The organism is Fischerella sp. JS2 (assembly GCF_032393985.1).
In the GTDB taxonomy this organism is placed as follows: Bacteria; Cyanobacteriota; Cyanobacteriia; order Cyanobacteriales; family Nostocaceae; genus Fischerella.
In genome coordinates this window covers 434,432-461,410 of the sequence record NZ_CP135918.1, presented here as the reverse complement: position 1 = coordinate 461,410, position 26,979 = coordinate 434,432, and the positions used below count along the sequence as shown (strand labels likewise).

Annotated in this window: 16 protein-coding genes; 4 read left to right on the top strand and 12 right to left on the bottom strand. The window is 41.5% G+C overall.

The window, feature by feature from the left end; translation table 11 throughout:
- Positions 1-26: 26 nt before the first annotated feature.
- Positions 27-5,594 (top strand): translocation/assembly module TamB domain-containing protein, encoded by a 5,568-nt coding sequence (locus RS893_RS01920; RefSeq protein WP_315789576.1) that lies wholly within the window; start codon positions 27-29, stop codon positions 5,592-5,594.
- A 32-nt stretch (positions 5,595-5,626) separates the two neighbouring features.
- Here RS893_RS01920 and RS893_RS01915 read toward each other — a convergent pair whose 3' ends face one another.
- The 3 genes from RS893_RS01915 to fni form a co-directional block, all read right to left on the bottom strand.
- Positions 5,627-5,878, bottom strand: coding sequence for a TIGR02450 family Trp-rich protein (locus RS893_RS01915; RefSeq protein ID WP_009460140.1), 252 nt, complete (start codon positions 5,876-5,878; stop codon positions 5,627-5,629).
- A gap of 193 nt (positions 5,879-6,071) precedes the next feature.
- On the bottom strand, positions 6,072-7,904 hold the full coding sequence (gene sppA, locus RS893_RS01910; RefSeq protein WP_315789575.1) for a signal peptide peptidase SppA: 1,833 nt from the start codon (positions 7,902-7,904) through the stop codon (positions 6,072-6,074).
- Positions 7,905-8,121: 217 nt separating this feature from the next.
- Positions 8,122-9,171, bottom strand: coding sequence for a type 2 isopentenyl-diphosphate Delta-isomerase (gene fni / locus RS893_RS01905; protein WP_315789574.1), 1,050 nt, complete (start codon positions 9,169-9,171; stop codon positions 8,122-8,124).
- A 196-nt stretch (positions 9,172-9,367) separates the two neighbouring features.
- Here fni and RS893_RS01900 point away from each other — a divergent pair, with 196 nt between their 5' ends.
- Positions 9,368-10,807, top strand: a complete 1,440-nt coding sequence (locus RS893_RS01900) for a 3' terminal RNA ribose 2'-O-methyltransferase Hen1 (RefSeq protein WP_315789573.1) — start codon at positions 9,368-9,370, stop codon at positions 10,805-10,807.
- 477 nt (positions 10,808-11,284) lie between these two features.
- On the top strand, positions 11,285-13,936 hold the full coding sequence (locus RS893_RS01895; protein WP_315789572.1) for a polynucleotide kinase-phosphatase: 2,652 nt from the start codon (positions 11,285-11,287) through the stop codon (positions 13,934-13,936).
- Positions 13,937-14,139: 203 nt separating this feature from the next.
- On the opposite strand, the gene RS893_RS01890 is transcribed toward RS893_RS01895, so the two are convergent.
- Both RS893_RS01890 and RS893_RS01885 read right to left on the bottom strand, forming a co-directional pair.
- On the bottom strand, positions 14,140-15,315 hold the full coding sequence (locus tag RS893_RS01890) for a serine/threonine-protein kinase (RefSeq protein WP_315789571.1): 1,176 nt from the start codon (positions 15,313-15,315) through the stop codon (positions 14,140-14,142).
- A 186-nt stretch (positions 15,316-15,501) separates the two neighbouring features.
- Positions 15,502-16,404, bottom strand: a complete 903-nt coding sequence (locus RS893_RS01885) for a manganese catalase family protein (RefSeq protein WP_315789570.1) — start codon at positions 16,402-16,404, stop codon at positions 15,502-15,504.
- A 444-nt stretch (positions 16,405-16,848) separates the two neighbouring features.
- On the opposite strand from RS893_RS01885, the gene RS893_RS01880 reads away from it, so the two are divergent.
- Positions 16,849-18,630 (top strand): serine/threonine-protein kinase, encoded by a 1,782-nt coding sequence (locus RS893_RS01880; protein WP_315789569.1) that lies wholly within the window; start codon positions 16,849-16,851, stop codon positions 18,628-18,630.
- Between the two features lie 290 nt (positions 18,631-18,920).
- On the opposite strand, the gene RS893_RS01875 is transcribed toward RS893_RS01880, so the two are convergent.
- The 7 genes from RS893_RS01875 to RS893_RS01845 form a co-directional block, all read right to left on the bottom strand.
- Entirely contained in the window at positions 18,921-19,658 is a 738-nt protein-coding gene (locus RS893_RS01875; RefSeq protein ID WP_315789567.1) for a hypothetical protein, read from the bottom strand.
- A gap of 449 nt (positions 19,659-20,107) precedes the next feature.
- Positions 20,108-21,199: an ABC transporter ATP-binding protein gene (locus tag RS893_RS01870; protein WP_315789566.1), complete on the bottom strand. Its 1,092-nt coding sequence runs from the start codon at positions 21,197-21,199 to the stop codon at positions 20,108-20,110.
- Positions 21,200-21,313: 114 nt separating this feature from the next.
- Complete coding sequence (locus RS893_RS01865; protein WP_315789565.1) at positions 21,314-22,198, bottom strand: carbohydrate ABC transporter permease; 885 nt, start codon at positions 22,196-22,198, stop codon at positions 21,314-21,316.
- Between the two features lie 163 nt (positions 22,199-22,361).
- The gene (locus RS893_RS01860; RefSeq protein WP_315789564.1) at positions 22,362-24,032 is read right to left on the bottom strand and encodes a phosphatidylglycerol lysyltransferase domain-containing protein; all 1,671 of its coding nucleotides are present in this window, start codon (positions 24,030-24,032) and stop codon (positions 22,362-22,364) included.
- 125 nt (positions 24,033-24,157) lie between these two features.
- Positions 24,158-25,063 (bottom strand): alpha/beta hydrolase, encoded by a 906-nt coding sequence (locus RS893_RS01855; protein WP_315789563.1) that lies wholly within the window; start codon positions 25,061-25,063, stop codon positions 24,158-24,160.
- Positions 25,060-26,013, bottom strand: coding sequence for an alpha/beta hydrolase (locus RS893_RS01850; protein ID WP_315791837.1), 954 nt, complete (start codon positions 26,011-26,013; stop codon positions 25,060-25,062). Before RS893_RS01850 ends, RS893_RS01855 begins: the two co-directional genes overlap by 4 nt.
- A 39-nt stretch (positions 26,014-26,052) precedes the next feature.
- A complete protein-coding gene (locus RS893_RS01845; RefSeq protein ID WP_315789562.1) occupies positions 26,053-26,880 on the bottom strand; it encodes an alpha/beta hydrolase in 828 nt (275 codons plus the stop codon).
- Positions 26,881-26,979: the final 99 nt, after the last annotated feature.

The window sequence follows — 26,979 nt, the reverse complement described above, 5'->3', positions numbered from 1 at the left end:
TCGGCTAACAATAAAAGTAAAATCCCATGAGTAAATCTCTTGAGCAAAATTATAAATCTCCAATTAACAACAAGCGTGTATGGTTGCTGATACTGGGTCGTAGTGGCATCGCTTTAGGTGGAATTTTACTAATAGGACTTATTGGTGGTGCTTGGCGATTGTGGAGTTTTATCCAGAAAGATTTAACACCACTAGCACAAAAAAGTCTGACCACTACACTCAATCGTCCAGTTAAGCTAGGAGAAGTTAAGGGATTATCGCTCACGGGAGTAAAGTTTGGGGCTTCAGCTATTCCAGCAACACCCACTGATCCGGATAGTGTTACAGTCGATGCCGTGGAGGTTGGTTTTGAACCGTTACAGTTACTTTTTAAGCGTCAACTGAAGTTGGATGTAACTTTAGTTAATCCAGATGTTTACGTTGAACAGGATCAACAAGGACGTTGGATTACCACTACCATCCAAAGACAAGGTCAAGGTCAACCAATTCAAACAGATTTGGATAAAATAAGGTTCCGCAATGCCCAATTAGTCTTAGTGGCACGCAAGAGGAATCTAGAGGACACGGTGACAGAGGGACAGGGGGACAAGGGTAACACAAATCAAATACTCCCCACGTCTCCTACTCCTAGCGTCACCGCTTCTTCTCCCCTCTCTTCCCCAGTGATATTTTCACAAGTAAACGGAACTGCCCAGTTATTAGAAAACAACCAAGTGATTAGGTTGGATTTGACAGGAAAACCAAACAGTGGTGGCGATGTTGCTTTAAAGGGAGATATCCGCCCAAAGACATGGGCAACGAATTTACAAATACGTGGGCAAGAGTTGCTAGCCTCTGATGTGACGCGCTTGGTCAAGTTACCACTCCTGCTGGAAGCTGGTCGAGTCAATGGTGACTTACAGATGCAGTTTCAAATTGGGCAAACTCAGCCGCCTGTTTTATTTGGTAATGTTGATTTGCAAGCAGTTCAGTTTCAAGTTCCGAAAGTTCCCCAACAATTTTTAAATTCCCAAGGAAAGCTGCACTTTCAAGGCACAGAAATTAAGCTTGACAATGTCATCGGCAGCTACGGCAAAATTCCATTAATTGCCAACGGTATTATTGACACCGAAACTGGTTACAAGTTGGTAGGGCATGTAAATGGCGTCAATGTCGCTGATGTGCAAGAAACTCTCAAACTCAAATTGCCTGTACCTGTAACTGGGGAAGTACAAGCAGATTTGCAGTTTACAGGAAAAACGACCGAACCAATTCTTACAGGTATCGTTACCACTAACAAGTCTGCCCAGATTGATAAAGTTGATTTTGATTCTGCCAGTGGCAAGTTTGAGTTTGCACCAAAAAATGAAGTGATTGTCTTCAAAGATATTCAAGGCAAAGCCAAAGTTGGCGGTGAACTCAAGGGTACTGGTAAGGTTGAGTTGGGTACAGTTCCCCGTTTGAATTTTAATTTATCTGCCAAGAATGTTTCTGGTGATGCGATCGCTCTTCTTTACAATTCTCAACCCGGGTTGAAAGTCGGTACTGTCTCTGCTACAGCCCAAATGACTGGTACTGCTGACAATGTGCAAACAACAGTTCAATTCCAAGCCCCCCAGGCTCAGTATCCTACCACAGGTGAAGTTGTTGTCAATAGCGATCGCACTCTCAATTTCCGTAATGTTGCTCTCAGTGTAGCTGGTGGCAAAGTCCAGGCTGTCGGCAGTTGGAATAACCAGAACTGGCAAGCAGTTGCTGATGCCACTGCTGTACAAGTAGAACGTTTTGTCAACCCCCAACAACTAGAAAATATAAATCTTAATGATGCCCGCTTCAATGGTCGCCTCCTTCTCTCTGGCAGTTCCGCACCTTTTAAACTGGCTAATATTCGTACTGAGAACGCTAAAGTTAAAGTTGCAGATGGCACGGTGGCAATTTCTCAGATCCAGCTAGGGGAAAACAGCTTTTCTGCTAAACTTGTGGCGAATGGTGTGAGGTTGGCGCGGTTGTTGAAACAGCCTGCCCCTGCATTACAACCAGCATTACAAGCTGCGATGGCAGGTACATTCCAAGTATCAGGTAATACAAATAATTTTGACCTGAAAACTTTACGGGGAAATGGCTCAGCCAGTTTAGCTGTCAACACTGGTACAGTTACTGCTACGAATATTCAAGTAGCTAACGGTGTTTATCAGGCACAACTGCAAGCAAAGAACGCACCACTACAACAATTAACACCAATTCCTCAGCAATTACACGGTCAATTCACTGGTCAGTTTAATGTCACTGGTTCTGTAGAGTCCTTCCAACCAGAGACAATCCAAGCTAACGGTCAAGCAAAACTTAATATTGGTGGTGGCAGTTTTACAGCCACAAATGTCCAAGTAGTTAACGGTCGCTATCAGGCTGTAGTTAATGCTGCTGGGGTGGAATTAAATCGGTTTCAGGAGCAGTTAGAAGGTAAATTGGGTGGTAAAGCCCAAGTTGCTGGGAATTTAGGAAGCTCTAAGTTAGCAGATATCCGGGCAACAGGTCAGGTAAACTTTTCCCAAGGGCTAGCTGGTATTGAGCGACCACTGAATGCGGTTGTCGGCTGGGATGGAGAAAAGTTGCTCGTTGAACGAGCAACAGCCCCTGGTTTAAATGCCAGTGGTTATATATTAGCCAATAGCAATCAGGCTGGCATACCGGAAATTACGGAGTTAAATCTTGATGTTCAAGCCCAAAATTACAATCTGCAACAGTTGCCATTAAAGTTGCCTCAGAATGTAGATTTAGCTGGAAAAGCTGATTTTAACGGGAAAGTTACTGGCAATCTGCCTGTACCAAACTTGGTAGGAAAACTGGCACTGCGAGACTTGAATGTTAACAACTTGGCTTTTGAGTCGGTGTTAAATGGTAACATCCAATCAGTGCGAGGACGTGGTTTAAATTTGGATGTCACTGGCAAACGTGACAAAATTGCTCTCAATCTTAATGCGAATAATCGTCCCAATTCCTTTATAGTGCAATGGCAGCAAGCTTCGGCAACTGGTCAAGCACAAGGCGATAATTTGGCGACAAAAGTAGAAAACTTTCCCTTAAAAGTATTGAATTTGCCAGTACCTGCAAATACTTACTTGGGTCAAGGTGAAGTAACAGGTTCACTGAGTGGAGATTTTCTCATTAATCAAAATACATTAGCAGTAGCCGGGGATGTAGCGATCGCTCAGCCGCAAGTAGGTAGAATTAAAGGCGATCGCTTACAAGCTCAGTTCCGCTACAAAGATGGTAGGACAACCCTGACCGATAGCGCCTTCATCAAAGGCAATAGTCGCTATGCTTTTACTGGTGACTTTATACCCACAGCTACAACTCCCCAAATCAAAGGCAAACTAAACATCAGCCAAGGTGAAATCCAAGATATATTAACGACACTCCAGTTTTTTGAACTACAGGATTTTCAACGGGGAACAGCTACCCCAACCTACGGTAAAGCTAGTGACCTCAACACCGTAGCAGTCGGTTCCGCAGGTCAGCCTATACTAGATCAAATTCGCCGCTTTTCCGAAATTAAAGCACTGATAGCACAACAGCAACAACAACGGCGTGACGCTTCTTTAGTACCAGACTTAGCAGATTTAAAAGGGACTTTTAACGGCGAAATTGATTTTGATACTGCCACAGAAAAAGGACTAGCAGCAGATTTTAAATTAAATGGTCAAAACTTTGTCTGGGGACGAAAAAGCGAACCCAACCGCCTATACACAATACAACAAGTGATTGCTCACGGTAGCTTTGAAAATGGTGTTCTCAGGTTACTACCTTTGCGAATTGAATCTCAAGATAAGCTGATCGCTTTCACTGGTAATGTAGGTGGTACAGAACAATCTGGTCAGCTACGAGTGAAAAATTTCCCTCTGGAGGTGTTGAGTAATTATGTCAAGTTGCCAATGGGTGCAACAGGTAATATCAACGCTACAGCAACTTTAGCAGGCAGTGTCAATAATCCCCAGGCGAAAGGAGAATTGCAAGTTACACAAGGAACGCTCAACCAAAAAGGCATAGAATCGGCGACTGCTAGTTTTAGTTATCACGATGGACGTTTAAATTTTGGCAGTAACGTCACGGTTGCTGGCTCTGAACCTGTTACGATTACTGGCAGTGTTCCTGCTAAATTGCCTTTTGCGACTGCTGCACCAAATAACGATCAAATCAATCTGGATGTGCAGGTGAAAAACGAAGGCTTAGCAATTTTAAACTTGTTGACAGATCAGGTGGCTTTTGAGGAGGGAGAAGGGGAAGTCAATCTCACTGTACGCGGCACAAAAGAACAGCCAATCGTGAATGGTATTGTTGCTGTCAAAGACGCTACATTTTCAGCTCAGGCGTTACCAGGAAAATTGACTGATGTCACAGGAAAGGCCCAGTTTGATTTTGACCGTATTAAAATTGAAAGTCTCCAAGGCAATTTTAGTCAGGGCAATGTCATAGCTCAAGGAGAAATTCCGATTTTCACTAACTCACAAAAACAAATAGATAATCCCCTGACTGTGTCTTTGAATAAATTAGCAGTGAATTTAAAGGGACGGTATCAAGGAGGAGTGAGTGGTAATTTGCAGATTACTGGTTCTGCTCTTAGTCCAGCTATTGGTGGTAATCTCAAGTTAGCTAATGGTCAGGTTTTAATCACAGAATCAGCTAACAACGCCGTGAATACTGGCAATAATGACCAAGAAATTAGTTATGCCAAAACAAACAAAACAGAAAAATCTGAAAATAACACTACAGCCACACGATTTAATGATCTCAAATTGGAATTAGACAAAAATGTAGAAGTTGCTTTACCACCAATTCTAAGTTTCCGCGCTACTGGTTCGCTGAATGTCAATGGTTCATTAAATAATCCCGAACCTGAAGGAACTATTCGCCTTCAAGGTGGAGATGTAAATTTATTTACTACTCAATTTAACCTGGCGCGTGGTTATAAAAACAGAGCGGTTTTTAGAGGAGATCAAAACCCTGACTTGGATATCCGCTTGTTTGCTAACGTATTGGATGTCAATCCTTCCCAAGTGACCACCACTCCTTTCTCTTCTGAAATCAGCGATGAAAATATTACGTCCTTTCAACCTGTAAATACTGTGCGTGTCGAAGCCAGAATCGATGGCCCAGCTAGCCAGCTTAACCAAAATCTTGAACTTACCAGCAATCCTCCCCGCAATCAAACAGAAATAGTAGCTTTACTTGGGGGTGGTTTTGTACAAACATTGGGACGTGGCGATAGCACCTTAGGACTTGTAAATTTAGCAGGTTCAGCTTTAAATGTTCAACGAGCTTTTAACCAAATTGGTAATGCTTTTGGTTTAAGTGAACTGCGTATATTTCCTACTGTTGCTTCCGATGATCCAGAGAATCCACAAGTAACAAGAAGAAATTTTTCGATGGATTTGGCGGCGGAAGCTGGGATTGATGTTTCCCGTAATATTTCTTTTTCTGCTCTCAAAGTTTTGACAAGTGATGAAGCGCCACAATTTGGCTTTAATTATCGGATTAATTCTGAGTTTCGCCTGCGTACTTCCACTGATTTATCTGGCGATAACCAGGCGGTGCTGGAGTATGAAGATAGGTTTTAATGCGGTCAAACAATTTGGGATTTTATCTCAAATTAGCTTTGCGACAACTCTTTTTCTAATTCATCCAAAGATTGCCATCCAGGATGCCATTGAGAACGATCTTGTAATAGCTTGGCATTCAGCCAAAAACGAACATTGGGATCACAAGAAGCAACCATTTCAGCATATACCCACTTACCTTGATTTTTACGATTGACAACTTGAAAATGTCGCCAACCATCTACTTTTTTTTGTGCAGTCCACTTAGAACCAACTAAATAAGGAAACTTTTGTTTTTTGGTCATTGATCATGTGTTAGTAGTTATTAGTTAGTAGTTAGTAGTTAGTAGTCAATTTGATTCACCTAACTAAGTATAAAATTGCATAAATTCATAGCAAAATCCCTCTAACCAAACTCTGCGTTTCTTTGTGTTTTCCTTTGCGAACCTTTGCCTTTAAAAACACTACGAATCTGCAAATTCTTACTACGCAAAAAACTTACTCAATTTTCAAATTAAAAGGTAAACGAGCATAGACACCCTGCGGATCATTCATCTTTTGCAGAGTTGCAAGTTCTGCTTTGAGTTTTTGTAATTCACCTGTTAACTGACCCGGTAATTGGAGTTTTTGCTCATGCAAATGCAATGCAGCTTTTGTTTGTTCTGGAACTTTTCCTAAAATACGTTCTTCCAAAGTGCCATATTGGGGATACTCTTGTAATTCCCAGTTATTGCCGAGTTTTGCTTGTGTAGCAGCGTATTCAATAGCAGCATCCAAACCGCCAATTTCATCTACTAAACCAATGCTTTTTGCTGCTGTACCTGACCAAACACGACCTTGAGCAATTTCTGCTACCTTTGTTTCTGGAATTTTGCGACCTTGAGCAACTTTACCAAGAAAAATATTGTAGATTTTGTTGACACTGCGTTGGTAAATTGCCAATTCTTCAGCAGTTTTAGGACGAGAAATAGTTTGACTATCAGCATAACGTCCAGTTTTGACTGTATCCCAAGTGATGCCGTTATTATTAGCTAGTTCTTGAGCATTAAATAGCAGTCCAAACACACCTATTGAACCTGTAATTGTATTTGGTTCAGCAAAAATACGGTTAGAGTCGCTAGCTATCCAATAGCCACCAGAAGCAGCAACATCACCCATCGATACAACAACTGGTTTTTTCTCACGAGTTAAGCGTACTTCCCGTTGCATGACTTCTGCTGCTGTTGCACTACCACCAGGACTGTTGATCCTCAAGACGATCGCTTTGACATCTTTGTCTTGTCGTAGCTTGCGGAAAATTCTAGCAAAGCTATCACCGCCTATTTCCCCTTCGCTACCTTGACCATCAACAATATCTCCCTCAGCATAAACAACAGCAATTTTGTTTTTAGAATTACGTTCTGTACCTAAAGATTTACCTGAGACTTGCGCGTATTCACTTAGGGAAATTTGCCGGAAGGTTTTGTCATCTTTGTCGCTGTCTGTCAACTGTTTGAGATCAGCAACTACTTGATCAAAATAGCCGAGTTTATCCACTAAACCATTGCTTTTAGCTTGTTCCGCCTGTAAGAAGGCTTGGTTATCTGCGATCGCCTGCAATTTCCCGGGAGTAATTTTACGACTGTATCCAACTGCATTACGCCACTCTGTCCAGACATCATTCAATAATTGCTGAGTTTGTTGACGGTTCTCTGGACTAAGCTTATCAAGTACAAAGGGTTCAACTGCTCCCTTGAACTTTCCTACCCGCACTACTTGTACACCAATACCATATTTTTGCAACGCGCCTGCCAAAAACATCGGTTGAGAACTCAAGCCATTGATTTCCATCGCCCCCAACGGGTTCAACACAATAGTATCGGCTACTGAACTTAAATAATATTCCCGTTCTCCCCAGTCCATGCCGTAGGCTATTACCTTCTTACCAGCAGCACGAAACTTTGCTAATGCTTGGCGAATTTCTTTAAAGGTAGCAAAACCTGCTGTGTTGTCACTTCCAGAAATACGAGTCGCATCTAAATAGATCCCAACAATACGCTGATCGCGCCGTGCTTTTTCGATTGCATCCAGAATACTGCGGAGAGACATTTGTTTTTGTTCTTCACCAGATAATACTTGTTGGAGTAGTTCGCTAGAACTTGGTTCTCCATCGGTAATTTTCATGGATAAATCAAAAACTACCATTGATTTATTTTTGACTACTGGTTCTGGATTTTGAGATGCAGCAAACAACAACAACAACAATCCTGTAGTTCCTAAACCAAAAAAAATAAATAATCCCAGGATACTTCCAACCAAACTAGCAAAAGTTTGTTTAATAAAATTCTGCATATAGTCTTTACTCAGTCATTGATCATTAGTTATTGGTCATTGGTCATTAGTCATTAGTTATTGGTCATTAATTATTAGAGATGATCAAAAAACAATCAACCACTAACAACCAACTATCAACCATTCATAACTAATGACTTTATTTTTTAGTTTGATATTTACACCCAATACCCCACACCTATCACTTAAGCTAGCAAATCATAGATGAGTTTTATACTTATTTTATACGCTCTAAACTCCCCGAACACTGTAGTTGCTTGATAGTAGAATTGCCAGTGCAGAATAGCACTGTAGTTATTTCAGCAATTAACACCTCGCCTAAGTCGTAGACAGCAGCTTCTGAGGAAGCGGCTGCTTGCAAAAATGGCATTGCTAAACCAGCTATATCTGCTCCCAGTGCCAAAGCTTTCGCCACATCCAGTCCATGACGTAATCCCCCAGAAGCAATCAAAGGTACTGTTGGTGCAACTGCACGAATGCAGGTTATGCACTCCGCAGTTGGTAAACCCCAATCTGCAAAGGTTCGACCCAAACGCCGTTGTAAGGGATTTTCGGCTCTTTCACTTTCTACTTTTGCCCAAGAAGTGCCACCTGCGCCAGCTACATCAATCGCCTTTACCCCTGCCGCAATCAGCTTTTGTGCCATTGTTGCTGAGATACCATTGCCTACTTCTTTGGCAATTACAGGGACTCTTATTTGATTGCACAAATCAGATATTTTGTCAAGCAATCCTCTGAAATTTTTATCACCTCGAGGTTGAATGCACTCTTGCAGTGGGTTGAGATGTAAAATTAGGGCATCAGCTTCCAAAATCTCAACAACTCGCAAGCATTCATCTAAGCCGTAATCGTAGTTGAGCTGGACAGCACCGAGATTGGCAAACAGGAGAACATCTGGGGCATATTTGCGAACAGCGAAGGTATCAGCCACAGAAGGTTTTTCTACAGCAATACGCTGAGAACCGACACCCATAGCAAATTTATAATGTTGGGCAACTTCTGCTAGACGACGGTTAATCATGCCTGCTTCTGGGGTTCCTCCAGTCATGGAAGAAATTAAAAATGGTGCACCTAACTGCTTTCCTAAAAAAGTAGTACTGAGATCAATATCATTGTGATCAAGTTCCGGCAAACAACAATGGCTAAAACGATAGTCTTCTAATCCATTAGTAGTTTGTTGGAATTGCACATCTTCTTCTAAGCAAATGCGGATGTGATCAGCTTTACGAATTTGAGTAGCGGCGGATGGACTGATAGGCGTGTTCACGAGTAGGTAATTTTCAAGGATGAGGATATTGTAATTTCTATTGTGTCAAGAAATAGAGGTGTAGGGGGGAATAAGGGTGTAGGGGAAAGACCAAGCGAATAAAATTGCCAACAAATAGAAGAATTTTTGTGTAATCGGAGATTTTACAGTAGTAGTAATCATTAAACCTTCTCATGTTCACCTTGACGCAAAGTGAATGCTGTTGACAATTTCCACTACACATCAGCCTGCAACAGAGTTAGGCTACCTACTACATAAACACCCAGATCGTTGCCAGTCCTTTACTCTTGCCTTTGGACAGGCACATGTATTCTATCCAGAAGCAGACCTCCAGCGTTGTACTGCGGCGCTGTTGCTGGAAATAGACCCTGTGAGATTGGTGCGGGGACATGGTTCAACTATCAAGCAATACGTAAGCGATCGCCCATACGTTGCTTCTTCGTTTTTAAGTGTAGCGATCGCCCAAGTTTTCAGTACAGCTCTTGCTGGTCGTTGTCAACACAGACAAGAACTAGCACAAACTCCAATTCCCTTAGTCGCAAGATTACCTGTTTTACCCTGTCGGGGTGGTGAAGCATTTCTGCGGCAATTATTTGAACCTTTAGGCTACTCTGTTAGCGCCACAGGCCATCTCCTTGATGAAAAATTTCCAGAGTGGGGGCAAAGCCAATATTATACAGTTGAGCTACAGCACACCCTCATCCTTAGTGAATTTATCAATCATATCTACGTACTTCTACCAGTACTTGACGATGATAAACACTACTGGGTAGGCGATGAAGAAGTCGAAAAGCTACTGTGTCATGGTGAAGGTTGGCTGCATACCCATCCGGTGCGAGAACAAATTACCAGACGCTACCTCAAACGCCAAAAATATCTAACTCGTGCGGCTTTAGCGCAATTGACCCAGGAAGAAATTCTTGATCCAGACCAGGCACAAGAAAGACACACTCAGGAAGAAGCAGCTGTCGAAAAAGCACTTAGCCTCAACCAACAAAGAATGAATGCTGTAGTCGCTGCCCTCAAGGATCATGGTGCAAAACGGGTGATTGATTTAGGGTGTGGTCAGGGCAATTTACTAAAAATATTGATCAAAGATAGCTTTTTTGAGCAAGTTACGGGTGTTGATGTTTCCTATCGTTCCTTAGAGGTGGCTAAAGAAAAGCTAGATCGTCTGTGCCTACCCCGTAATCAATGGAACCGTTTGCAACTAATTCAAGGCGCACTCACTTACCAAGATAAACGTTTCAATGGTTACGATGCAGCTACAGTCATTGAGGTGATCGAACATCTAGATTTGCCGCGCTTAGAAGCATTTGAGCGGGTTTTGTTCGAGTTTGCCAAACCCATAATTGTAATTGTAACTACACCAAACATTGAGTACAACATCAAATTTGAGAGACTACCTGCTGGGAAACTGCGACATAAAGATCACCGTTTTGAATGGACACGAACACAGTTTCAAACTTGGGCAAAGGGCATCACACAACGCTTTGGTTATAGCGTGGAATTTCAATCGGTAGGAGAAGAAGATGCAGAACTTGGTTCTCCAACACAGATGGCAATATTCAAGCAATACCTAAAAGAAGGCAGAAGCCAGGAGGCAATTAGGGGGATAAAGACCTCTTCTAATTGAAGACCACGCTCATCGTAGATAAGTGTGGAAGTCACCTAACCCAGCTTGTGGCGGCTGTTGGGCATTACCTTAAAATTTCTTCTTCCCTTCTTTCTGCCGTCTGCCATCTGCCTTCTGCCTTCTGCCTTTCTTGATAAAAATTAAGCAAATAACCTGCATAAATTGGTTTACTTGCACCCATATTAAATCTGGAAGAGTAGTTCTTAAAAAACTAACTGTCTTGGAAACTTCCACAAATTAGACCTCTTGCATGAATTCTCAAAACCCCCCTCAATCCCCCCGTGAACGAGGGGAAGATTTAGTTCCCTCCCCGAGATCGACGAGGAGGGTTAGGGTGGGGTAAAAAATCTTTGTGCAAGAGGTCTATTAGAGGGAATGAGGAACAGAGAGTGGAACAGTGGAGGAAAACCACCAACCACTGTAGGGGCGTACAGCTAGCTGTACGCCCCTATTAACCATAAATCAGCAACACGAACTATGAAACTAACTATTCCCGAACTTTCTTTAGTTGTTCTCATCGGTGCTTCTGGTGCTGGTAAATCGACCTTTGCACGCAGATTTTTTCAACCTTTTGAAGTGTTATCCTCAGATTTCTGCCGGGGATTGGTGTCAGATGATGAGAATAATCAGTTTGCAACCAAAGATGCTTTTGATGTCCTGCATTTTATCACTACCAAACGACTTGCAGCCGGAAAATTGACCGTTATTGATGCGACTAATGTCCAACCAGAAGACCGAAAAATTTTTGTTCAGTTAGCACGAAAATACCATTTTTTTCCGGTAGCGATCGCTCTTAATCTACCAGAAGAAGTTTGTCAACAACGTAACCAACAACGCCCCAACCGTCAGTTTGGTTCCCATGTAGTGCGGCGTCATACCCAAATGTTGCGGCGTTCACTGCGGGGGTTAGAACGAGAAGGCTTTCGCTACGTATATATTCTTAACTCAATAGTAGAAATTGATACTGTAGAAATTGAGCGTCAACCCCTGTGGAACAATCGCAAGTATGAACACGGGCCCTTTGACATCATCGGTGACATCCACGGCTGTTGTGATGAACTAGAAACTCTGTTGGAAAAATTAGGGTACGTCAAAGGGGGACAAGGAGGACAAAAAGGACACGGGGGAGAAATTGCTTCCTTATCTTCTCCCACTCCTCATACTTCCCCCACCTCCTCAATCCCCACCCTCTGGGACGCTCTCACCTACTACCATCCCCAAGGGCGCAAAGCTGTTTTTCTGGGTGATTTAATAGACCGAGGTCCACGTATTCTTGATACGGTCAAATTAGTACGAAATATGGTGTTAGCAGGGACAGCTATTTGCGTTCCAGGTAATCATGAAAACAAATTTTTGCGGAAATTACGGGGTAAGAATGTCAAGATAAATCATGGTTTAGAGAAAACTTTAGCAGAGATAGAAGCTTTACCAGCAGAATGGCGTGAACACCATACTAAAGAACTGAAAGAATTTTTAGATACTTTGGTGAGCCATTATGTTCTTGATGATGGTCGATTAGTAGTTGCCCACGCAGGAATGAAGCAGGAATATCAAGGACGAGGCTCAGCTCAAGTGCGAGAGTTTGCTTTGTATGGTGAAACAACAGGAGAAATCGATGAGTTTGGCTTACCTATCCGTTACAACTGGGCAGCAGAGTACCGGGGTCAAGCAATGGTCGTCTATGGACACACGCCTGTACTTGCCGCAGAATGGCTCAACAACACTATTAACATTGACACAGGTTGCGTTTTTGGAGGCAAACTCACAGCCTTGCGCTATCCAGAAAAGGAATTAGTGAGTGTCTCTGCTGTCTGTGCTTACAGTCAACCTGCTAAACCCATTGAAAAGAGTGTGACAGAAGCAATGACAGTCCAGCAGCAACTGGATGATGTGCTAAATATTGATGACGTATTGGGTAAGCGCATTATTAATACCCGCTTAGTACCTCATATAAAAATTCGTGAAGAAAATGCGATCGCAGCTTTAGAGGTAGTTAGCCGTTTTGCAGCCAATCCCAAATGGCTGATTTATTTACCACCTACAATGTCTCCAGTGGAAACATCCCAACAACTGGGATATCTGGAACACCCCCAACAGGCCTTTGCTTACTATCGTCACCAGGGAATTACACAAATTATGTGTGAAGAAAAGCACATGGGTTCCCGGACAGTAGTAATTATATGCCGAGATGAAACAGTAGCTAAAAAGCGCTTTGGTATTGTGAATGAGGGTATTGGTATTTGCTATACCCGCACAGGCAGACGATTTTTTGATCACCCAAATCTAGAAACAGAACTGTTAGCCAGGTTAAATACCTCCCTTACCAACAGTGGCTTCTGGGAAAATTTTCATACTGACTGGGTATGTCTAGACTGTGAACTAATGCCTTGGTCAGCTAAAGCTCAAGGACTATTACGAGAACAATATGCTCCCGTTGGCGTAGCATCACGCCTAGCACTAGGTGACGCTGTAAGCTTGCTGGAGAGGGCAGAACAACGTGGTATAGATGTAACTGTGCAATTGAGCAATTATCAACAAAAAGCCGAGATGGCTGAAAAGTATGTCACAGCTTACCGTCGCTACTGCTGGCCAGTTGAGCATATTTGTGACTATAAACTTGCACCTTTTCACATCTTGGCAACAGAAACAGCCATCCATACCGACAAAGACCATCAATGGCACATGCAGGAAGTAGCAAAAATTGCTCTGTATGACCCCGACCTACTGTTACCAACAGCATATAAGGTAATAGATTTGACAGACCCAAGCAGTGAAGCAGAAGGTGTACATTGGTGGGAAGAATTAACAGCTATGGGAGGTGAAGGTATAGTTGTGAAACCGATGCAATTTATTGTCAAAAGCAATCGAGGAATTATTCAACCTGCGGTAAAATGTCGCGGACAAGAGTATTTGCGAATGATTTATGGTTTAGAGTACTCAGCACCTGAAAATATGCAACGTCTACGTCAACGAGGATTAACACTCAAGCGTTCCTTGGCAAAGCGAGAGTTTGCTTTGGGTGTGGAAGCATTGGAACGTTTCATTACTTATGCACCTCTACGCTGTGTCCATGAATGTATCGTGGGAATTTTGGCGCTAGAGAGTGAACCTGTAGATCCGAGGTTGTGAGGGAGAAGGTGGGGAGTGTGAGGAGTGTGGGGAGTGTGGGGAGTGTGGGGAGTATGGGGAGTATGTAGAGACGCGATTCATCGCGTCTGGGAGTGTGGGGAGTGTGGAAATAACCACTAACTACTAACCACTAACCAATGTACAGACGTGCCATGGCACGTCTGGTACAACCACTAACCACTAACTACTAACAACTAACTAAATTAATCTGGAGAATTATTACCAAGATATTTAGTTCTTAATTCCTCTAACTCCTCGTCAATTTTACTGTGAGGAGTCGGTTGATTTGCTGATGGTTGAGGCGATCGCATTGCTTTGTTATTTGCAGATTGATTACCACCCAAAAACGTAGTCCTGATTTCCTCTAATTCTTTTTCGATGGGATTATGACTAGGAGTGGATATAGAAGTAGGAGTTGATGGAGGTGAACTCACAACTGGTTTGCTGGGTATGGTGAGGGTAGTAGCAACAGACGACTTTTTATTTAAGTCTGTGAGAACTTCATCAGTGGTTTGGTAACGCCGGGCGGGAATGCTTTGGAGCATTTTGTCTAAAATAGAGTTTAACTCTTCGCTGACTGGACTTTTAACGTAACGTTGCCAAATCCAAGTATCGTTATTAATATCGTACAAATCAAAAGGCGATCGCTCGGTTAATAAGCGCACACAGGTAGCACCCAAGCTGTAAATATCACTGGCAAATATTGCTTGTCCCCGTATTTGTTCTGGTGCAACATATTCTGGACTACCAATACTTGTACCAGTGCGGTTAAGGGCTGTGTGGGTAACAAATTTAGAAGCACCAAAGTCTACCAGAACTAAATCCCTCTGCTGTTGATTTTCTTCCCCTTCTAAGGGAAATCGGCGACGAATAATATTTTCTGGCTTGATATCTCGATGAATGACTTGTCTGCTATGACAAAATTGCAAAACTGTTAATAAATTATTAAGCAGTTGCCGAATCTGCGTTTCGTTAAAAGCCCCTTTAACTGCCAATTCTTCTGCTAGATTTTGCCCATCAATAAATTCTTGAACTAGATATTGCCTGTCATCTTGGGTAAAATATGCTAGCAGTTCTGGAATTTGCGGATGTTTCCCTAACTCATCCAGCCGCATTGCTTCCTGATTAAATAACTCTACTGCTTTTTGTACAGTACTAGTGCCTTGGGCTTGGGGATAAAATTGCTTAATCACACAACGCGGTTTCGAGGGTTTATCCTCATCCACTGCTAGGAAAGTTCTGCCAAAACCGCCTTGTCCTATAGGTTTAATGGCGCGGTAACGTTCTTTGAGAAGTAGCTTAGCACCACAAGTTTGGCAAAACTTGCCATTATTCGTGTTTTGGGGTTGGGGACAGCTGGGGTTAAGGCAATAGCTCATACTGAGAACTTGGGGACACCTGTCTTTATTTTGCCTGCTCTAGCCAAACTGTGGTTGGAAAAATCGCAGCTATATTGGACTTGTTACAGAAGGTGGGAAAAGGTAAAGGGGAAAAGGGAAGAAAAATTCCTTTTCCCTAACCTCTATTCGCGGCAACTAACCAGACCTATTGTATGATTGTGAGGATTAGCCAATTATCATGCGATCGCTCTTGTGTTGCCCCTGAGATTCTTTGTTGATAGGCGTACCGTGCAGTCGGGGATCAGGTTGGGGTGGTTGGGGTTCTGGTCCCAAGGGCTGAGGATTTTGGACATATTGGAATTCACCCTTTCCGTCCATTGAAGGCCCTTTTGCCCAACGACCTTCAGCGCTTTCCTTACCTTCAGAATGGTTCCAGAATTGATAAGCAAACTCGCGCTTCTCTAGTTCTAAGGGGAAAGAACTGGGAACAGGAGTATCTTCTAATCCTTCTGATTTTAGATCCTCAATCGCTGCCAGCCACTGATTTTGATGCATTGTGTCACGGGCAATCATAAAACTTAGGGTATCTTTAACTCCCGGATCGTCGCTCATCTCATACATCCGTACTGCCTGCAAGCGTCCTTGGGACTCAGCATGGAGATTAGAACGGAAATCTGCCATTAAGTTACCACTGGCGACGATAAAGCGGCCATTCCAAGGAAAACCTACACTATCAGCAGGCATTGCACCTAAACCGGAAACGATCGCGTGCTGAGGATTCATCGCTGCTGCCATGATTACATCCCGTGGATTAGTACCGCCCATGACTGCGCCCACAACTGCATCTTTAGCACCTTCTTCTTGTACCTTCAGTGGTGCTTTATCCAGCAGGTGAGCAATCATTGTAGCTAGCATCTCGACATGACCGATTTCCTCAGTACCAATGTCGAGAAGCATATCTCTATATTTTACAGGGCCTCGACAGTTCCAGCCTTGAAACAGGTACTGCATCATTACGGTCATTTCCCCAAAGGTACCACCGATGAGTTCTTGAATCTTCATCGCGTAGACTGGGTCAGATTTTTCGGGCGGTTTAAAGTACTGTAGCTTCTTAGTGTGGTAAAACATTATTATTCCTTGTGAATGAATAGGGGTTGACACAAATTTCGGATGTTTCTGGTTTCTTCTGAGTATTTGTATTGCCCCTCTTCACTAGGAAACCGACTATATGCTTTCTCTACATCATCCTATGGTGGAATAAAAAGAATACTCATTTTTATAGGTGTATTTCTTAATTCATCCTCCTATCGTCTTTGAAAAATGCAGAAAGCCGGAGCTAAATGAAGTGTAAAGAAAGGATGGATATCTTACCACAAGAAATCATACTGATAATGTATAATACCTATATTATTTTGTAGGACGTAGTATATTATATATTCAAGCGCCCGTATATTTTCTGAAACAAAGTGTTATAAAATAACAACACTTTATACTATCTACCGACCAATAAATCCGGAGACAGGGAGCATTTACCGAAAATGTAAATATAAATAGTGACTTAGTAAGCAGCTCATGGCCCATCACATGATCGGTAAAGTACTACAAGGACAGTATCAAATCGTCCAAAGTTTGGGTGCTGGTGTGTTTGGACAAACATATATTGCAATCAATGTTGAACAACCAAATCACCCTAAATGTGTAATCAAACAACTCAAGGTTTCTAGCTCCCAACCTGCCTATTTACAATCACTGAGATTACACTTTCTCACAGAGACTGAAACTCTGAGATATTTGGGACACCACGATCAAATTCCACAACTGATTGCTTGTTTTGAAGAAAACGAGCGTTTTTACTTAGTGCAGGAGTTTATTGAGGGACATGCACTCACAACAGAATTGCCCATTAATCAACGCGCGGGTTATCTTTGGACTGAAAGCGAAATTATTCAATTTTTACAAGATGTTTTAGGTATTCTAAATTTTATTCACTCTCAAGGAGTAATTCACTGCGACGTTAAGCCGGAAAATTTAATTAGACGTACGTGTGATGGGAAATTAGTTCTGATAGATTTTGGTTCTATTCAACCAATTAATTTTGGTGTAGATACAGTATTACCAATTTATAGAGTTCCTGTCACTTCATTAGGTTATATTCCCCCAGAACAATTTATCGATCAAACACAGCCCAATAGTGATATTTATGCTGTGGGTATGATTGCGATCCAGGCTTTAACTGGTTTATCTCCATTGCAATTAAAAATTGATCCTCGAAGTAATGAATTTATTTGGCGTTCTCATCAGACTCCAGTCAGTGATTATCTTGCTGTAATTCTCAGCCAGATGATCCGTTATAACTACAAAGATCGTTTTCAGTCAGCAGCTGAGATATTGCGGGCGCTTGAGCAAATGTCTCTCGAATATTCCCCACCGCAAACGATTCAGCTGCAGTCTAATATATTACTAGATTCTACGGACGCAGAAGATCATTTTGTTCGCCCTGATGCATCTGTTAAGTCACCTCCTTTGTTGACAGGAATGCGAGTAGGACTGGTAGCCAATTCTTTGGTAGTGGGATTCGGGGTCTATTCTTTAATGAATTCTCCAGCCTATTCTGAAACGGAAACTTTATATAAAGCAACAGAAGAATTTCAATCAGGAGATTTAGAAAAAGCGATCGCTCTCGCAAAATCTATTCCTACAAATAGTAATGTTTATCCAGAGGCACAAACTACGATTGAAGAATGGCAAAACCAGTGGCAACTTGCTACTGAACAATATTTATTAGCTAAAAAAGCATTAGACGAGGGACAATGGTCAGAGGCCATACATGCTGCTTCTCAAGTACCCGATATTTTATATTGGCAGTCAAAAACAGATCAAATCATTGAGCAAGCCAAAGCCAAAATCGAAACACAAACAAATAATTTATTAGCTAGAGCTTATGAAAAAGCTGCTGTGAAAGATTTCAGTACTGCTTTAACTTATCTACAGCAAGTTCCTAAAGAAACTTCTGCTACTGATTTAGTCAAACAAAAATTAACTGAGTACCATCAAAAGCAACAAATAAGAGCTATCTTTTTGTTACAACAAGCTTATAACAAAGCAGAAATAGGTGAGTTTGAGACGGCTGTAAAATTCCTCCAGCAAGTCCCTCAAAATTCTTCTGTATATGCAACTGCTAAAGCCAAATTGGAAGAATATACACAAAAGCAACGTTTGCAAGCAAAGAATCAAAAGGTAGCCCCATCTAAAGTAATAGCTGCATTATCAAAAGAAACATCAACGCGGGAATCTTTTGACCCCAGCACTTTGCTACAGGAGGTTAACATTGCACCAAATGCAACATCCTTATAACTACTGGATAACTAAATTTTTGTCTGATATCATGTTCGCTTGAATACTTATACTGTTGCGTAGGCTGGTAATAGGTAATTGGTAATCGGTAATGGGAAAAACCAATGACCAACGGCGAAGCATAAGATTATAAGCAATTAGCTAAACTTGATATTAGTTAATTTTAATTATTACAATTGTTCAATCAGAATGAGGACACAGGCTAATGTGTCCTCAATAATTTTATTAAGGGCAAAAATTAGCTAAGTTGCCCATACATAGAAGCTTTTTTAAACAGTAAAATTGCAAGTTTAAATTGAACTTGGCAAGCGTAAATTAAAGGCGATCGCATCTAGATATGGTTCAAAAACAGCCAAATTTTCTAATTTATTGAACTTACCTGTTTGCGAAGCCGGGTTAAAAGCAGTAGCTATCACATAAAGTGCTTTGCCATCAAAAGTAACATAACCTAGATGTTGTTCTTGCACTCCACCTTGGCGCTGTAAACCGACAAAACCATAACGGAGTCCAGGAAGTTTACCAACCTGTACTTGTTGAGACGGATAGCTGGAAAAAGTGATGCGATCGCCATAACTACCTTGACGATCTTTCTCTAATCCAGCGTAGTATTCATTAACCCAAGTATTGAGTGCTGATAATAGCTGAGTTTGGTATTGGGGATTTTGGTAATCTATTTTTTTACTGGGATCTATACCAGCTTGAGTGAGCATCTTTTGAAAATTCGGCTGTTTTTCCAGTGGGTAAATCAGCATCTCTACCGTACCAACACGTTCTCCATTTGCAGAGATACATAGTAGAGGTGCATTACCATCACAAGGTGCAACTTGCCAATCTTTAGGGCTAGCAGTTTTCTGAGCAAGATTTTTCCAAATATTGTTGCCTTTAGGGCTAGAAGTCGTAGTTGGAGATGTTTGCACCACTGCTGGAGAATCACTATTTTTAGAAGAGCCAGAACCAGTAACCTTGAATCCTAAAGGTACTAAAACCAACAAAGCTACACCGATTATTACATGATAAAGTCGCAGCATTTTGACACAAGGAGTATATTAATAGTTACAAAATAAAAGTAACAATAAAATATTGAGATCGGTAAGGGATAATCAAAAAAAGCTAACGAATACAAATGATGAGAATGTACAGAGATTAAATAAACACAATATAAGAAAGTTTGTAGTGAGGACTGTAGCCATAACTACAAACTTTCCAAAGGGCTGAAACCCTTGCTAGAAAATGAAAATCACAGATTGTATATAATTTTAGTTCATATACAAAATACTGTTGTCGAAAACAGTGAATTGAATTTGATTTGTATGATTATTCATCTGATAAAATCTTTGAAATTCAAAAATTCACTAATTTAGCGTAGATATCGATGATGTGGATGTGGGTGAAGAGAATATTAATAATTTGATAGTGGTTAATTGTTTACTCCTCACACTCCTCATACTCCTCATACTCCCCACCTCCTCCCTAATTGTCACTCACTTTTCCTAACCAACGAATCTCCTGACTCTACATCAAACCAATGAATATTTTCATGTGGCAATGTTAACATCATCTCCTCGTTACTTATATTTTGGTCTGGGGGTAACAAAGCACGTACTGTCAAAGGTTCTGCTTGGGAAGCAATACTGACACTCACCAAATTGTGCATTCCCAAGTTTTCTACTAAAAACACACGACCTTTAATAATGTTTGTATCTCCATCTTGAGGAATACGAACGTGTTCTGGACGAATTCCTAAGACTATTTGTGGTGGAATTGTGGGAATATCAGGTAAGGGAATTTGAAAATCACCCAAATCACCCAGTATTGCATGGTGTCCCCGGCAAGGTAGGGTAAGCAAATTCATTTGTGGACTGCCCACAAAACCAGCTACAAATAAATTCGCTGGATGATTATATATGCGTGCGGGTGAATCTAGTTGCTGCACATAGCCGTTATTCAGGACTGCAACTTTGGTTGAAAGCGTCATCGCTTCTGTTTGGTCATGGGTGACATAAACCACTGGCACTTGTTGGGCAGCAAATATTTGCTTGATATCAGCGCGGACTCGTTCTCTTAATAGTGCATCTAGGTTACTCAAGGGTTCATCTAATAAATATACCTGGGCATTACGTACTAATGCTCGACCAACTGCAACCCGCTGTCTTTGTCCACCAGATAATTGCCCAGGTTTACGCTGCAATAATTCTTCTAAGCCGAGAATTTCTGCGACTTCAGCAACTCGGTGTTTAATTTTGGCATGAGGAACTTTTTTCAATTTCATTCCAGAGGCGAGGTTATCGTACACCGTCATGTGGGGATAAAGGGCGTAGCTTTGAAATACCATCGCCATATTGCGATCGCCTGGGCGCTTAAAGGTGATATTTTCGTTCCCAAGGATGATGTGACCGCGAGTGACTTCTTCCAATCCTGCAATCATCCTCAAAGTCGTCGACTTACCACACCCACTTGGCCCAAGCAAAGTCAGAAATTCATTATCATCTACGGTTAAACTAATGTCTTTGACTGGAACAACTTTAGGTGAGTAGGTTTTATTGAGGTTTTTTAATTCTAGAGTTGCCATGATACAGGGGATTGGGGATCGGGGATTGGGCATGAATTAGTGAACAGTTTGATTTGATAACTGATAACTGATAACTGATAACTGGTTAGTTGTCCTCCTTGTCTGCAATCTCCATTAACCCTTGACTGCACCAGCCGTTAAACCTTGGACAATTTTGCGCTGGAAAAACAAAACTAGTAAAACTAAGGGAAGTGTGCCAACCACAGTAGCAGCAGCAATTGGGCCGTAGGGAATTTCAAAGGTTGACGCCCCGCTAAGTTGGGCAGCTGCTACAGGAATTGTTTTCATGTCTTCACGAGTAATGAAGGTCAGGGCAAAGATAAACTCATTCCAAGCAAAAATAAATGTCAAAATTCCAGTAGTCACTAGGGCTGGAATAGTCATAGGCAATAAAATTTGGATGAGCATCTGCCAAGTGCTATAACCATCTATTTTGGCAGAATCTTCTAAATCTTTTGGTAGTTGTAAGAAAAAGCTACGTAACACCAAAATAGTTAACGGTAAATTAATAGCTGTATAAGGAATAATCAATGCTAGATAATTATTACCCAAATGCAACACTTGAACTATTTCTAACAGCCCTTGGAATAATAAAATACCAGGAAATAAAGTCACAATTAAAACACTTGCCAAGATAAATTGATTACCTCGAGGGCGTAACCTTGCCAAAGCATAGGCAGCAGGCGCACCAATGGTTAAAGCAAAAGCTGTAGAGATAAAAGATACAAAAGCACTGTTTAATATATAACGCCAAAAAGGACGACGGCTAAATAAATTTATGTAATGATTCAGTGTTATGCGTGTAGGAAAATAAACTGTAGGCACTTGGGAAATATCCTGATTCACCTTGAAAGAAGTCAGAATTTGCCACATGATAGGTGCTAAACAGAAAATCACCACAAAAGCGATCGCAACCCAAAGTAAAATGCGTTTTCCAGAATTCTTTGTCCTAGCTTTGTGTTGGGGATTAGTAGTAAATTCTTCGCGAATAGCACTCATAAAAGTAGTTAGTAGTTAGTGGGTAGAGACACGAGGAACATCGCGTCTGTACATTAATAGTTAGTAGTTAATAGTTATTTCCCACTCCTCACACTCCACCCTTACCTTAAGCCGCTACGCGTCTACACCCCATCACCCCATCACCCCATCACCCCATTCCCTCCTATGCTCCTGGTTTAAAATAATCGAGGAGGCGATCGCCAGAATCGGCTCGAATTAATGCCACAATAACATCAGGTAAAGCTGCCAAGCTAGGATAAACAAGATAACGGGATTGCCAAATGGGGTGAAACTTATCTTTGTAGGCGTGCAAACCCTGGAAATTATAGAATCGCTCAAGATGCTGATAAAGATAGTGTAATGTCTTCTCCAGACGTCTTGACTGTTGAGTTTCACCAACTCCTGCTAAAGCAGACAGACCCAGATTAAAACTATCGTAACCCTGTTCCTTATAGTGTTGGAACATAGAAATAAATAAGAAATCCATTGTACCGTTTTCTATCGACTTGCGGTGTCGCATTAAGTCATTAGTGATTTCATTGAGTTGGTACTCAGATACAATGTTGGCAAAAGCAATAATTTCACCGTGAGAAGACTGTACCACAGCAATTTCACACTCCTTCAGGTAAGTTTCGTCAAACCAACCTAAAGAAAAATGCTTTTCTGAACCTTGCACCATTTGCAACCACTCGTCACTGACTATTTTTAACTGGCGCAACAAGTCATCAGCAATAGGTGGTTGGTAGAATCTGACCTCATACCCTAGCTTCGTCATGCGATTTAGGGCGCTACGGAGGTTTTTACCTGCTTTTCCTTGTAAGGTAAAGCTTTTGAGGTCAACAATCGCTTCTTCTCCAATTTTTAAAGCTTGAAATCCCAAAGACATGTATAGGTTAATGTCATCAGGTAAAGTTTGGTAAAAAGCAGGATACCAATCGTTACGTTGGCAAAATTGCTGAAAGGCAATTATTGTCTCTCTGCGGTCTGCAATCGGCCCGATGGGATCTCCTAAAGCGATCGCACCTCTTCCTTTAGGAACATAAGCAATTACACTCTGATCAGAAGGACTAAAAAAGTAACTTTTATCACTTAATAAAGCAAATGCGGCTAAAGAAGAACATCCGTAATTTTTGACAATTTCTCTGGCTTTTTGTCGTTGATTAAGGGTAGTTAAATCACGTAAAAATACTGGACGCAATAGCATAATTAATGCATAAATAAAAGTACTGGCTGCAATTATGTATATAGAATTGGCAAAGAACTCACCAAATCGCGTTCTTGGTTGCAGTCCAGCATTATCTTCAGTAAAGAACATTGCTAGAGTTTGAAGTATGGCATCTCTCAAACTAAAATTCACTGAAAATTTGTTGTCTAACAAGTAAAATCCGATAGTTCCATATGCCAAAGTAAACAGTAAAGCAACAATTAATACCCGTACTCCTTTAGCAATTGAAGGACGGTCTGACTGGGCTGTAAAAACATGACGCATCATAATTAATTGCACCAGCAGTAACCCAGACAGCAGGCTTTCTTCATAGTCCAAACCCTTGAGTAAATGGCTGACAATCGAAATAACCAACAAGCCAATGGTCAGTAACCAAGCAACACGTTTGCGACGCAACAAGTTAGTAGCAAGTGTGAATAAAACAAATCCAGTCAAAGCTGCAAATATGTGACCACCAGCACGAATTTCAAAAGGTAAAAATTCCTTCAATAAAAAATTCCGACCATAGAGATTGGGTGTCACTGCTGATACTAAGTTCACCACTGCGACCAAACCCGTAAGCAGTGCTGCACTCCACAGTCCAATTCGAGTTTTTAAGTCATTTGTCATTTGTCAATGGTCATTTGTCAATGGTCATTGCTTTTTCCCCGCATCCCCGCCGCCCCTAGTCCCTAATCCCCACCAGGGGCCGGTGAGTTCCCCGCGTCTTCCACTCTTCCTTGTCTGGTTTGTCCCTATCTCCCCATCTGCTTCTTAAACTGTTCTCCTACATAGGTAAGCGAATCCTTAAGATGCTTATGAAAATAGTTCCAACCGATATCGGGCCCAGATAAACCATGTCCTCCAGGGAAAGCATAAAACACATTTTGTATACCCAACTTGTTTAAGGTTTGATGGAAGGTTTGAGTAGAAGCTAGTAAATCCCTATCATTTTTCCCAGCATCTAAATATACGCGGAGTTGCTTTCTATCTGCGGCTGATAATTGTTGCACAATTTGTTGGGGACTATTTTGTGAACCACTGTCATCAGTAAAGTAACCACTGTGGCTAAACAAAATGTTGAAGTTTTTCAGATAGCGTAATCCAATATTAAATGCTCCCCATCCCCCAGAAGATATACCGCCCATCGCCCAAAATTGTGGTTCTTCTAGAGTACGATAGCGTGACTTGACATGTTGGACTAATTCTGAGCCGATCAAAGTCCCTACTTTTCCATTAGGCCCATCATAATAGTTGGGGTCATATAAAGGGCTAGAACCACGATTATCGTTACCATCTGGTGTAATTACAATTGATGATGGTAATTTCCCACTTTGATAAAGTTCATGTAATATGTCTAAAATGGCATATTTGTCAACATAAGCACGGGCATCATCATGACCGCCGTGCAGTAGAAAGATAACTGGATAACGTTGGCGAGGATTTTTTTCATAGCCTGGAGGTAAAATCACGCCGTATTGACGGGCTTTACCCATTGCTTGGCTGTTGAATGTTTTTAATTGAAACTTTAGCCCAGTATTTGTTTGTTGTTGAGGTGGATCTAGCTGTGGCGCACCCAAAATGAATACATACCAGTAGCCACCTACTGTAAGAATTGCGATCGCGCTGATCATGCCGATGACAATCTTAGATAATTTCATTTTTTTAAAGTTAAATTATCAGCAGTATGTGCTGTTTGTGCTATCCGAAATTGTTCTCCTACAAAAGTCAACGAATCTGCCAAATGTTGACGCCAATAATTCCACGTGTGACCGCCAGGAAACTCATGAAACATGTTATGAATTTTCAGTTGGCTTAATACTTGAGTAAACTGTTTAGCTTCTTCTATCTCTTCGATATCTGATCTCCCGGTATCCAGATAAATTCGCAATCTTTGTTGTGCTTGAGGAGAAATATTTCTGATATGAATTATCGGGCTATTTTGGGGACCGCTTTGATCTTTAAAATAGCCGCTATGACTAAATAAAATTGAAAAATTATTTACATTATGTAATCCTACATTTATTGCACCCCATCCACCAGAAGATAGTCCTCCAATTGCCCAAAAATCGGGATTAGGTAACGTGCGATAGCGTCTTTGGATAATCTTCACCAGTTCAGACCCAATCGCAGTAGAAACATTACCATGAGGACCATCAATATATTGGGGGTCCCAGTAGGGACTAGAACCACGTTTGTCGTTACCGTCTGGTGTAATGACAATACTAGGTGGTAGTTTGCCTGTGGCATATAATTTTTGCAGGGTCATAAGTGCGTTTCCCTTTTGCTCTAACCACCAATCCTTAGGATTACCGTGTCCGCCATGAAGAAGAAAAATTACGGGATAGCGCTGGTTTGAGTTTTTTTCATAACCAAGAGGTAAAGATATGCCATAGGTGCGACTTCCTCCCATCACCTGGCTGTTGTAAGTTTCAATTTTGTAGGTGAGGGGAACAGCCAAATCACTGGCACTTGGTTGTGGTGGTAAAATAGAGAGATTTTTTACTGGTGCAACTGGCGACGGTTTGGCTTGTACGCTTTGCGAGTAATTGCAGCTGAGTAAAGTTAGGGCCGAAATCAATAGCAGAATTTGCGATCGTAAGTATTTCATCAAGCTAGTTTGAGTTTTAATAAAATTTAATTTTGTAAACTAATGTCTATCAGCAATTGAAATCATCCACTTAGCGATCGCATCATTTACTAAGTCCGCCTGTTCTGCCATCACTAAATGTCCCGCATTCGCAAAGTGTAAATGAGTACTGTTAACAAAGTGTCTCGCTAAATCATCTCCCATCTGGCGAGTAAACATTGGGTCTTTGCCTGCGGTAATCACTAAAACAGGAATGTGTAAATTTTTTAGCAAAGGGTGACGGGCAAAAAAGTTATAGTCCCAAAATATTTCTAAGGCTTTGTAGGAACTGAAATCTTTAGGAACTGGATTTTCAGCAAAAAACAGTTCCATGACGTGATTACGGTAAGAGGTAGAGAAAAAATTGGTTATTTGCTGCACACCAGGCAGATAGTAAAGATACCTTCCCCCAAACGCCATAAACTTCATCAAGGGAATTTCCCACCAAGGTGCTAAGTCATGAGTACCACCAGCAATAGCAATTAGACCACTGACTGGATAGTGCTGGGTAAACTCTAAGCCAATCGGAACTCCATAACTGTGGCAGCACAGTATGGGCGAATCAATGTCAAAATAGTGCAATAATCGCTGCAAATCTCGACAATGCCGCCCTATGGAGTAGTGTCTGTAAGGACTAGACTGGCCGTGTCCTGCTAAGTCGTAAGCTAGAACTTGCCAACCTTGATTCTGGACAAATTCGTATTGAGAACGGAAATTAAAGCGGTTTCCTGTACCTCCGTGAATAAAAACCACAGCAGGAGTTGCACCTGGACTATGGCAGACTTGTAAATTTACCCATTGGCGTAGATGAATTATTGAACCGTCTAAGGCATCTTCAATCATAGTCATCAGACTACTTAACCTAACGACTTGCTTATTGGTAAATATTTCTTGCAATTCAAAGCTTACGCAAATGATGTGTCAATAGCGTGTCAATGCAATGGAAAA